Source organism: Prauserella aidingensis (assembly GCF_024171865.1).
In the GTDB taxonomy this organism is placed as follows: domain Bacteria; phylum Actinomycetota; class Actinomycetes; order Mycobacteriales; family Pseudonocardiaceae; genus Prauserella; species Prauserella aidingensis.
This window is the reverse complement of sequence record NZ_JAMTCN010000020.1, coordinates 22,887-36,204: the sequence shown is the minus strand read 5'-3', so window position 1 is coordinate 36,204 and position 13,318 is coordinate 22,887. Positions and strand designations below refer to the sequence as shown.

Below are 13,318 nucleotides of genomic sequence, written 5' to 3'. Positions count from 1 at the left end.
AAATCAGTGGTGGTCGTCGTCGTAGTCGGCGACGCCGAGCTTCCAGTAGCCGGTGATGTCGTAGTCGCTCTTCGCGAGCCCGAGTTCGTCGCGGACCCAGCGGCGGAGCGGCTTGAGCGTGCCCGCCTCGCCTGCGAGCCACACGAAAAGGCTGTCCTCATCGGACGGACCGGGGACCGGGAGCGAACGGATCGCCGGCTCCAGCAGATCCGCCGTCCCCGGACGCGCCCCGTCGCGGTGGAGCCAGCGGACCTCGACCCCGTCGGGCACGTCCAGCGGGATCTCCTCGTCGGCGTCGGCGACCTCGATCACGGCCCACCCCTCCGCGGTCGGCGGCATCTCCTCGAGCCACCGGGCGATGGCGGGCAGCGCGGTGATGTCACCGGCGAGCAGGTACTTGTCGTAGCCGTCGGGCACGACGAGCCCACCGGGCGGACCCGCGACGTGGACGGTCTCGCCGACGACGGCGCCTCGCGCCCAGTCGGCCGCCAGGCCACCGTCGTGCACCGCGATGTCGATGTCGAGTTCCCGCGCCTGCGCGTCGAACCGGCGGACCGTGTACTCGCGCGTCGTCGGCGACGGCCGCGGCCACGACAACATCGTGCCGTTCGGCTCCGGCAGCCGCAGCGTGCCGTCCGGGTCGGGGAAGACCAGCTTGACGTGCTCGTCCGGCACGTGGGCCTCGAAGCCGTCCACCCCCGGACCGCCGAGGGTGAGACGGATCAGACCGGACCCCACCATCGCGGTGCGGACGACCTCGACCGTGCGGATACCGATCGGATAGCCCACCTTCTCGGCACCCCCACGGCCCGCCCTCACCTCGGCGATCCGGTCGAGATGGCGGTGACGGTGATCGACGCGGGTCATGCGTTCTCCTCGGTGAGCAGGGAGATCCAGTGGCCGAGCTCGGGCCGTTCGGCCAGGTCGGGGAACTCGACGGCGGCCGCTCCCGCACCGCGCCAGCGTTCGATCAGGCTCATGATGCGGATCGAGTCGAGACCCGCGTCCAGCAGATTCTCGTCGGCGGCGATGTCGCCGGGGTCACGGCCGAGCAGTTCGGCGACGTCGGCACGCACGGAGTCGGCCGTCGGTCCTGCCTGCTGCGTGGGTTCTGCCATGGTCCGTCCTCTGTCGTGGTGGTCACGCCGGTCGTCCGGCGGTGGGCCGTCGGTCGTGGACTGTCGGCGACCCGCCGTCACCGCGCCGCTGTGGTCACGGAAGTGGTGGTCACGGAAGCGGCGGGTACGGGAGCGGCGAGGGCGCCGCGGGCGGATGCGGTGTCGACGACGGTTCCGCAACAGCCCGCCACGTAGGCGCACGCCTGGTCGTGCCGCTCCCTGGCGAAGTCGGCGACCGCGTCGGCCACCAGAAACGGCCGCACGTCCCGCATGAACGCCTCCTGCGCGGTGGCCTGGCAGCCGATGTGGGCGTACACGCCGGTGATCAACAGCTGGTCACGTCCCGCGGCGGCGAGGCGCTCGGCGAAGTCGCTGCGCTGGAACGCGCTGTAGCGCCACTTCGTCAACACCGTGTCCTCGGCACCGGGGGTCAGTTCCTCGACGATGTCGCCCACGTGCGGATCGTCGTCGACGTGCGCGCGCATCCCCTGGCCCCAGAAGTCCGTCTGCAGACCGCGTTCGCCGGGCGGCGGGGTCGCGGGCTGGGCGGTGTAGAACACCGGCACGCCCTGCGCCCGGCATGCGGCGGCGAGCGCGGCGATGTTGGCGGTCATCTCCGGGATCGGCGCGCCCGCGAACGGGCGCATGAAGTACCGCTGCATGTCGTGCACCAGCAGCGCGGCCCGACCCGCCTCCAGCCGCCAGTCCACACGCGACACGGGCAGTTCACCGGCCGTGGGCAGCGCGTAGGGCTCGATCTTCGGCAGGGACAACGACATCACCCGTTCTTCGCCTGAGCCGCGAGCGCGGCCCGCAGCTCCCGCTTGCTCGTCTTGCCGACACCGGTCGTGGGGAACTCGGCGGTGAGCACCACCCGGTCCGGGACCTTGAACCCCGCGACGCCGCGTTCGCGCACGAACCGCCGCAGCTCCGCCTCTGCGGGCTCGGCACCGTCCACCGGCACCACGTAGGCGCAGGTGCGCTCCCCGAGGTACTCGTCGGACACACCGACGAGCGCGGCGTCGAGAACGTCGGGGTGCGCCATGAGGTGGTTCTCCACCTCCTCGGGTGCGACCTTCTCGCCGCCGCGGTTGATCTGCTCCTTCACCCGGCCGACGACCTCGACGTGCCCGGACGGATGCAGCCGCACCAGATCGCCGGTGCGGTAGAAGCCGTCGGCCGTGAAGGCGCTGGCGTTGTGCTCGGCCGCCCGGTAGTAGCCGCGGATCGTGTACGGACCTCGGGTGAGCAGTGCGCCCGCCTGCCCCGGCTCGACGACGTCGCCGGAGCTCGCTTCCGGGTCGTCGGGGTTCACCACGCGGATCTCGTCGTCGAGGGAGATCGGCCTGCCCTGTGTGGAGAGCACGAGCTCGTCGGGATCGTCGAGGCGCGTGTAGAACACGAGCCCCTCGGCCATGCCGAACACCTGCTGCAGCCTGCAGCCCAGCGCCGGCTCGATGCGCTCGGCGAGTTCCCTGCCGCACTTGGCCCCGCCGACGAGCAGCACCTCCAATGTGGACAGGTCCCGCCGCGTGCGTGCCGCGGCCTGCACCCACGCCGCCGCCAACGGCGGCACGACCCCGCACATCGTCACGCCCTCGGACTCGACGAGCGCGAACGCGGTGTCGGCGTCCGGTCGCGGCGAGAGCACCACGGCCGCCCCCGCGTGCAGCGCACCGAGGATCCCCGGCGAACTCATCGGAAAGTTGTGCGCGGCGGGCAGCACCACGAGATACACACTGTCGGACCGCAGCCGGCAGATCCGTGCGCTCTCGCGGACGCTGTAGAGATAGTCGTCGTGGGTGCGCGGGATCAGTTTGGACATTCCCGTGCTGCCACCCGACAACTGCAGGAACGCCGGTCCCTCGGGGTCCGGGTCCGGCAGCTGCCGGGGTTCGGTCGCGGCCAGCTCGGCGAACTCGTCGCTGCCGACCACGAACACGTGGCGCAGCGACGGCACCTCGTCGGCCACCGAGCGCGCCGCGGCGGCGTAGTCGTGGCGCTCGTGTTCGCCGACCGTGACGATCGCGGCCGCCTCCGAGTGCGCGGCGAAGTGCACCAGCTCGGAGTGGCGGTGCGCGGGCAGCGCGAACACCGGCAGCGCACCCGCGCGCCACAGTCCGAAGATCACCGGGACGTACTCGGCGACATTCGGCAGCTGCACGAGCACGCGCTCGCCCGCCGCGATGCCCCGGTCGGCGAATCCGGCGGCGAGCCGGTGGGACCGCTCGTCCAGTTCGGCGTAGGTCCAGCGCACCTGTTCGCCCGTCGCCGCGCTGACCCCCACGACGGCGGTGCGCTCGGCATACGCCGCGACCAGCCCGCTGAGCCAGGTGCCGAACGTCTGCCCGCGCCAGTGGCCCAGCGCCCGGTACCGCGCCGCGTCCTCGGCGGGCCAGGGCGTGAAGTCGGGACCTGCGGAGGCCGGCTCGGCGGCGGCATCCCGGGCGGCGGTCGGCTCGGCCGCTTCCGTGCGGGTGGTCACTCGCTCACCCCCAGCGCGTCGAGCAGTGTGCGGAACTTGGCGCGCGTCTCGGCCAGCTCCGCCTCGGGGTCGGATCCGGAGACGATGCCCGCGCCCGCGTGCACCCGCACGCTCCTGCCGGAGGCCTCGGCGCAGCGGATCGTCACGACCCATTCGCCGTCGCCGTCGGCGTCGGTCCAGCCGACGAGGCCCGCGTAGTAGCCGCGGCGCACCGGTTCGAGGTCGGCGATGACGTCGCGGGCCGTGGTCGTCGGCACCCCGCACACGGCGGGCGTCGGGTGCAACGCCTCGGCCAGTGCCAGCGACGACGAGGCGGGGTCGTCGGGTTCGGCGAGCGTGCCGGTGATGCGGGTCGACAGGTGCCACATCGTCGGCGTGCCGATCACCTCGGGCTCGGGCACGTCGAGGTCGGAGCACAGCGGGCGGAGCGCGTCGGCGACCTGGTGGATGACGAGGTCGTGCTCGGCGCGGTCCTTCGCGGCGGTGCGCAGGTCGTCGATGCGCGCGCGGTTCTCGGCGTCGTCGGCGCTGCGTGGCCGGGAGCCGGCGAGGGGGTTGACGGTGACGGTGCGGCCGCGCCGTGAGATCAGCAGTTCGGGGCTGGCGCCGAACAGGGTGCGGGCGGCCGGGTCGCCGGGTGCGGTGACGTCGACGGCGAAGGCGTGCGCGGCCGGGTCGGCGCGGACGAGCCGCGCCAGCAGCGGCGGCACGGCCACCGGGGCGTCGGCGGTGACGTCGAGCGCCCGCGCGAGGACGACCTTGTCGATGTCCCCGGTCTCGATGTGCAGCAGGGCCTTGCGGACGGCCTCGACGTAGTCGGCGGGATCGGGCTGCGCGGTGACGACGCGGCTCGCGCGCGCCGGGGCCGAGGCCGCCGACGCCGCGGTCGTCTCGTCCGGGGCGGGGGCGCGGCGGACGAGGGCGGGCACCACCAGGCTCGCCTCGTCGTCGGGCCGGAACCCGATGGCACCCGCGACGATCGGATCGGCAAGGCCCGCCGCGCGGGCGTCGGCGAGCGCGCGGGTGGCCGCACCGGCACGGGACGCTCCCGGCTCGGTGGCCACCACGGCGTGCACCCCGTCGGCGAGCAGCGTGCCCCGCGGCGACGAGTAGTAGAAGGAGCCGGGCAGGTACGCCGTCAGCAGGTCGGCGGCGTCGTACTGGGGCCGTGGCCGCGCCAGGACCGGTGAGGACACTCAGACAACTCCCTCGTGAGACACGGCGTTCTCCTCGTTTCCCGCCGGCTCGCGGTCGCCGGCGGTTCCCGGCGACGCCAGCCGCGCCTCGATGTCGTTCGCGGGGCGCCCGTGGGACACCGTCCGATCGGCAACATCTTGGTTAGCCTTACCTAATGAACCGAACCGTACGTTAGGCAAGCCTTAGATGAAAGATCCGGCTGTGAGATCCGGTTCACAGGGCTATGACCGGTTCGGACCAGTGCCCCGATGACCGTGTGTCACGAACACGCCATGAGCTCGTACGACTCGACGTCGACCTCGGGCCAGCCCCGCAGCGACCCCGGCGAACCGTAGGTGCCCGTGCAGCCGACCGTCCCGCCCGACAGGTCGAACACCTCGGCCAGCACCGGCGCCTGCCGGCACGCCGCGACACTGTCGACGTCGCTGCAGTCGTGGCTGACGACGACCACCTCGGGCACGTCGTCGCCGTCGACGTCGTCGAGCGTCACGCTGCCCGCGTCGGAGAAGTAGGGCCGCTGGTCCGAACGCCAGCTGTCGCCCTGCCACACGTGGAGCTCGCCGACCATGCCGCCGTCGTGCGGACCACGCACCAGGCACACCGGCGTCGCGCTCTCCTCGCAGCGCAGCGAGTCCTGGTTGAGCGGAACGCCCATCGTCCCGATCGCCACCTCGGCCACGCTCGCCGACGCGGGCCCGCCCGCACGCAACCGGCCCGCAGAGCCGCGCTCGGCCGCCAACAACTCGACCGTCATGCCGTTCACCGACGCCGACGCCACGACCCGGCACGGCCCGCCCGCGCAGCCGCCGTCCGCGGTCGCCGTCGGCATCGACAACCCGTCGGACGCCTCGTGGTCGTCCTCGCCCGGACGCAGCAGCACCGCCGCCACCAGCGACCCGACGACCACTACCGCCGCGAGCACCGCCGTCAGCAGCACCGGCCGGGGCGGCCTGCTCGGCGCAGACTCCGCCCCCTGGAGCTCTCCCGGCTCCTCGGCCCCTTCCGGCCGCTCCGGCTCCGACGACTCGCTGCGCACACACCGAGCCTAAAGCTCCGCACCAGCCGTGACCGCCCGTCCGTGGCACGTCGCGCGGACGTGGGACAAGCCGGGTCACGGACCGCGCACGACTACCGTCGCCGGCGTGACGAATCCCCAGCTGCCGCCCGTGGTGTACCTGCCCACCGGGCCGCACGACGGCAGGCACACCCTGCAGACCGACGTCGAGCTCCGCCGCACCCCCGACGGCCGCCTCGCCCTGCTCGCCTACACCGCCGTCGACCGGCTCGTCGAGTGCTGCGGCGAGCACCAGCCGTGGATGCTCGTGCAGACGTCCGACCTGCCGGCGTTGCACGAGTCCCAGCCCTACGACGTCATCCTCGTCGACGCCGAGATCCCCGAGGAGCTGCGCCACCCGGCGTGACCCCGCGCCGCGTCACCCGGCCGTGACTCGGGTCTCACCGACGGGCGCCCGCCGGTCCGTAGACTCCGACCGAGAACGGCTTGACATGGAGGTAGGCGTGCCGGAGCGAGGCAGCAAGGTCGTGGCAGGCGCGGTGACGAAGGTGCTCATCGCGAACCGTGGCGAGATCGCCGTGCGCGTGATCCGGGCTGCGAAGGACGCGGGGGTCGCCAGCGTGGCGGTCTACGCCGACCCGGACAGGGACGCGCCGCACGTCCGGCTCGCCGACGAGGCGTTCGCCCTGGGCGGCGACACGGCGGCCGACAGCTACCTGGTGTTCGACAAGCTGCTGGACGCGGCGAAGCGCTCCGGCGCGGACGCGGTCCACCCCGGCTACGGGTTCCTGTCCGAGAACGCGGACTTCGCGCAGGCGGTCATCGACGCGGGCCTGACCTGGATCGGCCCGTCGCCGCAGGCCATCCGCGACCTCGGCGACAAGGTCACCGCCCGGCACATCGCGCTGAAGGCAGGCGCTCCCCTCGTGCCCGGCACCAAGGACCCCGCGGGCAGCGCGGACGAGATCGTCGCGTTCGCCGAGGAGCACGGCCTGCCCGTCGCCATCAAGGCCGCCTTCGGCGGCGGCGGCCGCGGCCTGAAGGTCGCCCGCACGATCGACGAGATCCCCGAGCTGTTCGAGTCGGCCACCCGCGAGGCCGTGGCCGCGTTCGGCCGCGGCGAGTGCTTCGTCGAGCGCTACCTCGACAAGCCCCGCCACGTCGAGGCGCAGGTGCTGGCCGACCAGCACGGCAACGTCATCGTCGTCGGCACCCGCGACTGCTCGCTGCAGCGCCGTCACCAGAAACTCGTCGAGGAGGCGCCCGCGCCGTTCCTGACCGACGAGCAGCGCGAGACCATCCACGCCTCCGCCAAGGCGATCTGCTCCGAGGCCGGATACCACGGCGCGGGCACCGTCGAGTACCTCGTCGGCGTCGATGGCACGATCTCGTTTCTCGAGGTCAACACCCGGCTGCAGGTCGAGCACCCGGTGTCGGAGGAGACGACGGGCCTCGACCTCGTGCGCGAACAGTTCCGCATCGCCGAGGGTGGCGTGCTGCCGCTGACCGAGGACCCGACGCCGCGCGGCCACTCCATCGAGTTCCGCATCAACGGCGAGGACGCCGGCCGGAACTTCCTGCCCGCCCCCGGCACGGTGACGCGCCTCGACTTCCCCTCCGGCCCCGGCGTGCGCATCGACGCGGGCATGGAGACCGGCACCGTCATCGGCGGCCAGTTCGACTCGATGCTGGCGAAGGTCATCGTCACCGGCGCCGACCGCGACCAGGCCATCGAACGGTCCCGGCGCGCCCTCGACGAGATGGTCGCCGAGGGCATCGCCACCGTGCTGCCGTTCCACCGGACGATCCTGCGCGACCCGGCGTTCGTCGGCGACGGCAAGAACTTCTCGGTGCACACCCGTTGGATCGAGACCGAGTTCGACAACACCATCGAGCCGTACGTCGCACCGGACACCGCGGCCGACGCCGACGAGGAGCCGCGCCAGAACGTGGTCGTCGAGGTCGGCGGGCGCCGACTCGAGGTGTCGCTGCCCGGGAACCTCGCGTCGGCGGGCGGCGGTGGTGGCGGCGCGGCCACGAAGTCGAAGCCGCGCAAACGCACCGGCGGCGGCAAGACCGCGGTCAGCGGCGACGCGGTGACGGCCCCGATGCAGGGCACGGTCATCAAGGTCGCCGTCGAGGACGGTCAGTACGTCGAGGCGGGCGAGCAGATCGTCGTCCTCGAGGCCATGAAGATGGAGAACCCGGTGACCGCGCACAAGTCCGGCACCGTGACCGGCCTGTCCGCCGAGACCGGCACCACCGTCAACCAGGGCGCCGTCCTCCTCGAACTCAAGGACTGACGTCGGCGCCTCCGGGGGCGGCACTCCGGCGAACACCGGACAACGGTTTCGCAGGCGGCATGGCCGCGGCCCGGTCGCCACGCCTACGATCGACGTGTGGCCGCTGATCGATCCGAGTTGCGGCTCAGCGATGCTGAGCGGCAGGAAGCCCTCGACGCACTGTCCGAGCACGTGCGCACCGGGCGGCTCGAGCTGACCGAGTTCGACGAACGCTCGGTTCAGGTCAGCGGGGCCAAGTTCCGTAAGGACCTGAAACCCCTGTTCGCAGACCTGCCCGAGCCTCGGCCCAGCGTCCTCGGTGACCTCTCGCGCCACGACGGCGGCGTGGCCCGCGCCGGCAGAGCCTCACCGGCGCCCGCTCCCGTACAACCGTGGCGGCAACGGCTGGCCTCCGCGGTCGTGCCTGCCGCCGCGGTGCTGGCGATCGCACTGTTCTTCGTCACCCGCGCCGGGTTCTTCGTGTTCCTCATCCCGGCTGCGGCGGCACTGCTCGCCGGCATGATCGTGGGCCGCCGCTGACACCGGTGCGCCGCTGGCGTCGGTCGACGGCTGCGCCGCTGCCCACCGCACGGCGTCGACCACGGGACGGTGTCACCCACCGCACGGCGTCGACCACGGGACGGTGTCACCCACCGCACGGTGTCGACCACGGGCGGTCCGTCCACAGTAGACGTCCACTACGGATTCAGCCCGTCACGCGGCGCCGGGTCCCCGGTCCCTCGCCAGTACGGCGTAGACGACCTCGTCGGTCCACTCGCCCTTGACGTACTCGTTCTCGCGCAGGTGTGCTTCCCGCCGCATGCCGAGCTTCTCGAGCACCCGCGCCGACGCCGCATTCCGGCCGTCGAGCCGTCCGCACACGTGATGCACGCCGAGTTCGGCGAAGGCGAGGTCGATCAGCCGTGTCAGCTGACGGGTTCGGTGAGGCGCTGCCTGGCCTCCGGGGCCGCGACCCGGCGGGCGTCGGCCGCCTCGTCGTCGGGCTGGGCCTGCGAGTCGCGCTCGGCCTCGACGCGTGCGCGGTACACGTCGACCTCCTCGCGCCGCTGCTCCGGCGTCCAGCCGAGCACGTCGCCCACCAGCTCGGCGACCTGCTCGGCACAGTCGACGCCGCGGTGCGGGTACTCGATGGAGATCCGCGTCCGCCGCGCCAGCACGTCCTCCAGGTGCAGCGCGCCCTCGTCGGTGGCGGCGTAGACGGCCTCGACCCGCAGGTAGTCCGGCGCCGCCTCGATCGGCTTGAGCAGGTCCGGCCTGCCCTCGGCCAGTGCGAGGACGTCGCCGATGAGCGAGCCGTACCGGTCGAGCAGGTGCCGCACGCGGTACGGGTGCAGCCCGTGGTCGGACGCCAGATGGTCGGCCTGGTTGACGAGCGCGTGGTAGCCGTCCGCGCCGACGAGCGGCACCTTGTCGGTGATCGACTCCTGCACGCGCTCGGGCACGTCGACGGCCGCGGCGTCCACCGCGTCGGCCGCCATCACGCGGTAGGTCGTGTACTTGCCGCCCGCGATCGCCACCAGGCCGGGCGCCACCCGTGCGACGGCGTGTTCGCGCGAGAGCTTCGACGTCTCCTCGCTCTCGCCCGCCAGCAACGGCCGCAACCCGGCGTACACGCCTTCGATGTCGTCGTGCGTCAGCGGCGTTGCGAGGACCTTGTTGACGTGCTCGAGCAGGTAGTCGATGTCGCCCCGCGTCGCCGACGGGTGCGCCAGGTCGAGGTTCCAGTCGGTGTCGGTGGTGCCGATGACCCAGTGGTTGCGCCACGGGATCACGAACAGCACCGACTTCTCGGTCCGCAGGATCATGCCACTCTCCGCGACGATCCGGTCACGCGGAACGACGATGTGGACGCCCTTGCTCGACCGCACGCGGAACCGGCCGCGGCTGCCGGAGAGCCGCTGCAGCTCGTCGGTCCACACGCCGGTGGCGTTGATCACGGCGTGGGCACGGACGTCGGCCTCCTGTCCACTCTCGACATCGCGCACCCGGACCCCCGAGACGCGGTCGGCCTCCCTGAGGAAGTCGACGACCTGCGTCGAGTTGCGCACCACGGCGCCGTAGTGCGCCGCCGTGCGGGCCACGGTCATCGTGTGGCGGGCGTCGTCGGCCTGCGCGTCGTAGTAGCGGATGCCGCCGATGAGCGCGTCCCGCTTCAACGCGGGCACCATGCGCAGCGCACCCGCGCGGGTGAGGTGCTTCTGCCCCGGCACCGACCGCGCGCCGCCCATCGTGTCGTACATGAGCAGGCCCGCCGCGGTGTACGGCCGCTCCCAGCCGCGGTGCGTCAGCGGGTACAGGAAGCTCACCGGCTTGACCAGGTGCGGCGCGAGGCGGGTGAGCATCAGCTCGCGTTCCCGCAGCGCCTCCCTGACGAGGCCGAACTCCAGCTGTTCGAGGTAGCGTAGGCCGCCGTGAAAGAGCTTGCTCGACCGGCTCGACGTGCCCGACGCGAGGTCACGGGCCTCGATGAGCGCCACGCGCAGGCCGCGGGTCGCCGCGTCCAGGGCCGTACCCGCGCCGACGATGCCGCCACCGATGACGACGAGGTCGAACGTCTCCTCGCCGAGCCGCTGCCACGTCTCGGCGCGCGTCTCCGGACCCAGCTGGGCCGACGCCGCAGCCCTCGCCGACGTCCTCGCCTCGCGTCCACGCTGCGCTGTCACCTGACTCCTCCTCGCCCACGTCGAACCCGATCACCGGGACGCTTCCAGCATGTCACGTTCACGGTCACTCGCACGTCCGCACGCCGCCACTGGTCCGAAACGACGCTTTGAGCGATCACTCACATGCGAGTAGCGTTCTGATCCAACGTGGAACGGCAGCGGCGCCGCCCGCCCCGGGCTCGCCCTGCACGGACAGGTCAACAGCGACCGCGGGCGGATCCGCCGTCCCGGCCGCGACGTCCGAGGTGGAGGGCTGAACGCCTATGAGCGCCGGAGCGATTTTCGTATGGGAGATGCTGGGCACCTCGGTGCTCGTCCTCCTCGGTACCGCCGTGGTGGCGAACCATTCGCTGCGCAAGACCCTCGGGAGCGGTGCCGGATTCCTGTTCATCACCGTCGGCTGGGCGTTCGCGGTCTTCGCGGGCGCCAGCGTCGCCGACGCGACGGGCGGCCACATCAACCCGGCGGTGACCTTCGGGCTCGCCGTCTCCGGGGAACTGCCGTGGGCCGACGTGCCGATCTACTGGGCGGGCCAGCTCGTCGGTGGTGTGCTCGGTGCGGTGCTGACGTGGCTGACCTACAAGTTGCAATTCGACGACCACCCGGAACCGGAGGGGACGCTCGGCATCTTCTCCACCATCCCGACGATCCCGAACAAGGTGTGGAACACCGTCACCGAGGTCATCGGCACGTTCGTCCTGCTGATCTGGATCCTGCTCACGCCGACCGCGACCGTCACCGAAGGCGGGGAGCCGGTGTTCGGCAACGCCGCGCTCGGCTACGCGGGCGTGTCGTTCGTCGTGTTGGTGATCGGTACGTCGCTCGGCGGCCCGACGGGGTACGCGATCAACCCGGCTCGCGACCTCGGGCCCCGCATCGCGTATGCATGGATCCTGCCGATCCGCGGCAAGGGAAGCCCGCAGTGGGGATACTCGTGGGTCCCCGTCGTCGGCCCGCTCATCGGTGCCGGTCTCGCCGGCCTCCTCTACCTCGCCGTCAGCGGCCTGAGCTGAGTTTGGAGCAACAGTGTCTCGTTTCGTCGCCGCCATCGACCAGGGCACCACATCGACCCGCACGATGATCTTCGACCATTCCGGCAACGTGGTCGCCGTCGATCAACGGGAGCACGAGCAGATCTTCCCGCAGGCGGGCTGGGTCGAGCACGATCCGGAAGAGATCTGGGCCAACACGCGTGCCACGGCCGCGGGCGCGCTGGCCAACGCCGACATCACGGCCGCCGACGTCGCGAGCGTCGGCATCACCAACCAGCGCGAGACGACCGTCGTGTGGGACCGAAACACCGGCAAGCCGGTCTACAACGCGATCGTCTGGCAGGACACGCGCACCGACCGGATCATCACCGAGCTGGGTGGGCTGGGAGGCGGTCAGGAGCGGTACCGCGAGAAGACCGGCCTGCCGCTCGCGACGTACTTCTCCGGTCCGAAGATCAAGTGGATCCTCGACAACGTCGAGGGGGTACGGGAGCGCGCCGAGGCCGGTGACCTGCTGTTCGGCAACATGGACACGTGGGTGCTGTGGAACATGACCGGCGGCGTCGACGGCGGCCTCCACGTCACCGACCCGACCAACGCCTCGCGCACCATGTTGATGGACCTGTCGACACTGACCTGGGACGAAGGCGTCGCCACCGACATGGGCATCCCCGTGTCCATGCTGCCGGAGATCCGCTCCTCGTCCGAGGTGTACGGCACCGTACGCGAACGCGGGGCACTCGGTGGCGTACCGATCGCGGGCATCCTCGGCGACCAGCAGGCGGCGACGTTCGGCCAGGCCTGCCTGTCACCCGGCGAGGCCAAGAACACCTACGGCACCGGCAACTTCGTGCTGCTCAACACCGGCACCGACAAGGTGCTGTCGGAGAACGGCCTGCTGACGACGGTCTGCTACAAGATCGGCGAGAAGGCCACCGTGTACGCGCTGGAAGGGTCGATCGCCGTCACCGGTTCGCTCGTGCAGTGGCTGCGCGACAACCTTGGCATGATCGGCTCGGCCGCGGAGATCGAGGGCCACGCCCGCACCGTCGACGACAACGGCGGCGCCTACTTCGTGCCCGCCTTCTCCGGCCTGTTCGCCCCGTACTGGCGTTCCGACGCGCGGGGCGCGATCGTCGGCCTGACCCGCTTCGTCAACAAGGGCCACCTCGCCAGGGCCGTGCTCGAGGCGACCGCGTTCCAGACGCGGGAGGTCATCGACGCCATGAACGCCGACTCCGGCGTACCGCTGCGCACGCTCAAGGTCGACGGCGGCATGGTCGTCAACGACCTGCTGATGCAGTTCCAGGCCGACATCCTGGGCGTGTCGGTGATCCGGCCCAAGGTCAACGAGACCACCGCCCTCGGCGCGGCCTACGCGGCCGGGCTGGCCGTCGGGTTCTGGCAGTCCGAAGAGGACATCCGCTCGAACTGGGCCAAGGACAAGGAATGGCAGCCCGCCATGGACGAGCAGCGCCGCGACCGCGAGTACCGCAACTGGAAGAAGGCCGTCACCAAGACGTTCGACTGGGTGGAGTGAGCCCG

The 13,318-nt window shown here is 71.8% G+C and carries 12 protein-coding genes and 1 pseudogene; 5 read left to right on the top strand and 8 right to left on the bottom strand.

Annotated features, from left to right (window positions below):
• Window positions 1–3: 3 nt before the first annotated feature.
• The 6 genes from LY13_RS18570 to LY13_RS18545 all read right to left on the bottom strand — a co-directional run bounded on the left by LY13_RS18570 (window position 4) and on the right by LY13_RS18545 (window position 5,836).
• A complete protein-coding gene (locus LY13_RS18570) occupies window positions 4–867 on the bottom strand; it encodes a siderophore-interacting protein (protein WP_253829854.1) in 864 nt (287 codons plus the stop codon).
• Window positions 864–1,118 (bottom strand): phosphopantetheine-binding protein, encoded by a 255-nt coding sequence (locus LY13_RS18565; protein WP_253829853.1) that lies wholly within the window; start codon window positions 1,116–1,118, stop codon window positions 864–866. The genes LY13_RS18570 and LY13_RS18565 overlap by 4 nt, the downstream gene beginning before the upstream one ends.
• A 77-nt stretch (window positions 1,119–1,195) precedes the next feature.
• Window positions 1,196–1,897: an isochorismatase family protein gene (locus LY13_RS18560; protein ID WP_253829852.1), complete on the bottom strand. Its 702-nt coding sequence runs from the start codon at window positions 1,895–1,897 to the stop codon at window positions 1,196–1,198.
• Window positions 1,897–3,483, bottom strand: a complete 1,587-nt coding sequence (locus LY13_RS18555; RefSeq protein WP_253829902.1) for a (2,3-dihydroxybenzoyl)adenylate synthase — start codon at window positions 3,481–3,483, stop codon at window positions 1,897–1,899. The genes LY13_RS18560 and LY13_RS18555 overlap by 1 nt, the downstream gene beginning before the upstream one ends.
• Window positions 3,484–3,599: 116 nt before the next feature.
• Window positions 3,600–4,799, bottom strand: coding sequence for an isochorismate synthase (locus LY13_RS18550; RefSeq protein WP_253829851.1), 1,200 nt, complete (start codon window positions 4,797–4,799; stop codon window positions 3,600–3,602).
• Between the two features lie 260 nt (window positions 4,800–5,059).
• Window positions 5,060–5,836 carry a hypothetical protein gene (locus tag LY13_RS18545; RefSeq protein WP_308216367.1) on the bottom strand — a complete coding sequence of 259 codons (777 nt, stop codon included), beginning with the start codon at window positions 5,834–5,836 and terminating at the stop codon, window positions 5,060–5,062.
• 106 nt (window positions 5,837–5,942) lie between these two features.
• Here LY13_RS18545 and LY13_RS18540 point away from each other — a divergent pair, with 106 nt between their 5' ends.
• The 3 genes from LY13_RS18540 (at window position 5,943) to LY13_RS18530 (ending at window position 8,637) form a co-directional block, all read left to right on the top strand.
• The gene (locus tag LY13_RS18540; protein WP_253829849.1) at window positions 5,943–6,221 is read left to right on the top strand and encodes an SAV_915 family protein; all 279 of its coding nucleotides are present in this window, start codon (window positions 5,943–5,945) and stop codon (window positions 6,219–6,221) included.
• Window positions 6,222–6,318: 97 nt separating this feature from the next.
• Window positions 6,319–8,118 carry an acetyl/propionyl/methylcrotonyl-CoA carboxylase subunit alpha gene (locus LY13_RS18535; RefSeq protein ID WP_253829848.1) on the top strand — a complete coding sequence of 600 codons (1,800 nt, stop codon included), beginning with the start codon at window positions 6,319–6,321 and terminating at the stop codon, window positions 8,116–8,118.
• A 96-nt stretch (window positions 8,119–8,214) separates the two neighbouring features.
• Window positions 8,215–8,637 carry a DUF1707 SHOCT-like domain-containing protein gene (locus LY13_RS18530; protein ID WP_253829847.1) on the top strand — a complete coding sequence of 141 codons (423 nt, stop codon included), beginning with the start codon at window positions 8,215–8,217 and terminating at the stop codon, window positions 8,635–8,637.
• A gap of 174 nt (window positions 8,638–8,811) precedes the next feature.
• Here LY13_RS18530 and LY13_RS18525 read toward each other — a convergent pair.
• Both LY13_RS18525 and LY13_RS18520 read right to left on the bottom strand, forming a co-directional pair.
• Window positions 8,812–9,072: pseudogene (locus LY13_RS18525) on the bottom strand (GNAT family N-acetyltransferase); the annotation flags it as partial.
• The gene (locus LY13_RS18520; RefSeq protein WP_253829846.1) at window positions 9,024–10,781 is read right to left on the bottom strand and encodes a glycerol-3-phosphate dehydrogenase/oxidase; all 1,758 of its coding nucleotides are present in this window, start codon (window positions 10,779–10,781) and stop codon (window positions 9,024–9,026) included. The pseudogene LY13_RS18525 and the gene LY13_RS18520, both read right to left, overlap by 49 nt.
• 263 nt (window positions 10,782–11,044) lie before the next feature.
• Between LY13_RS18520 and LY13_RS18515 the strand changes: the two genes are divergently transcribed.
• On the top strand, window positions 11,045–11,794 hold the full coding sequence (locus LY13_RS18515) for an MIP/aquaporin family protein (protein WP_253829844.1): 750 nt from the start codon (window positions 11,045–11,047) through the stop codon (window positions 11,792–11,794).
• Window positions 11,795–11,807: 13 nt separating this feature from the next.
• Window positions 11,808–13,313: a glycerol kinase GlpK gene (glpK, locus tag LY13_RS18510; RefSeq protein ID WP_253829843.1), complete on the top strand. Its 1,506-nt coding sequence runs from the start codon at window positions 11,808–11,810 to the stop codon at window positions 13,311–13,313.
• Window positions 13,314–13,318: the final 5 nt, after the last annotated feature.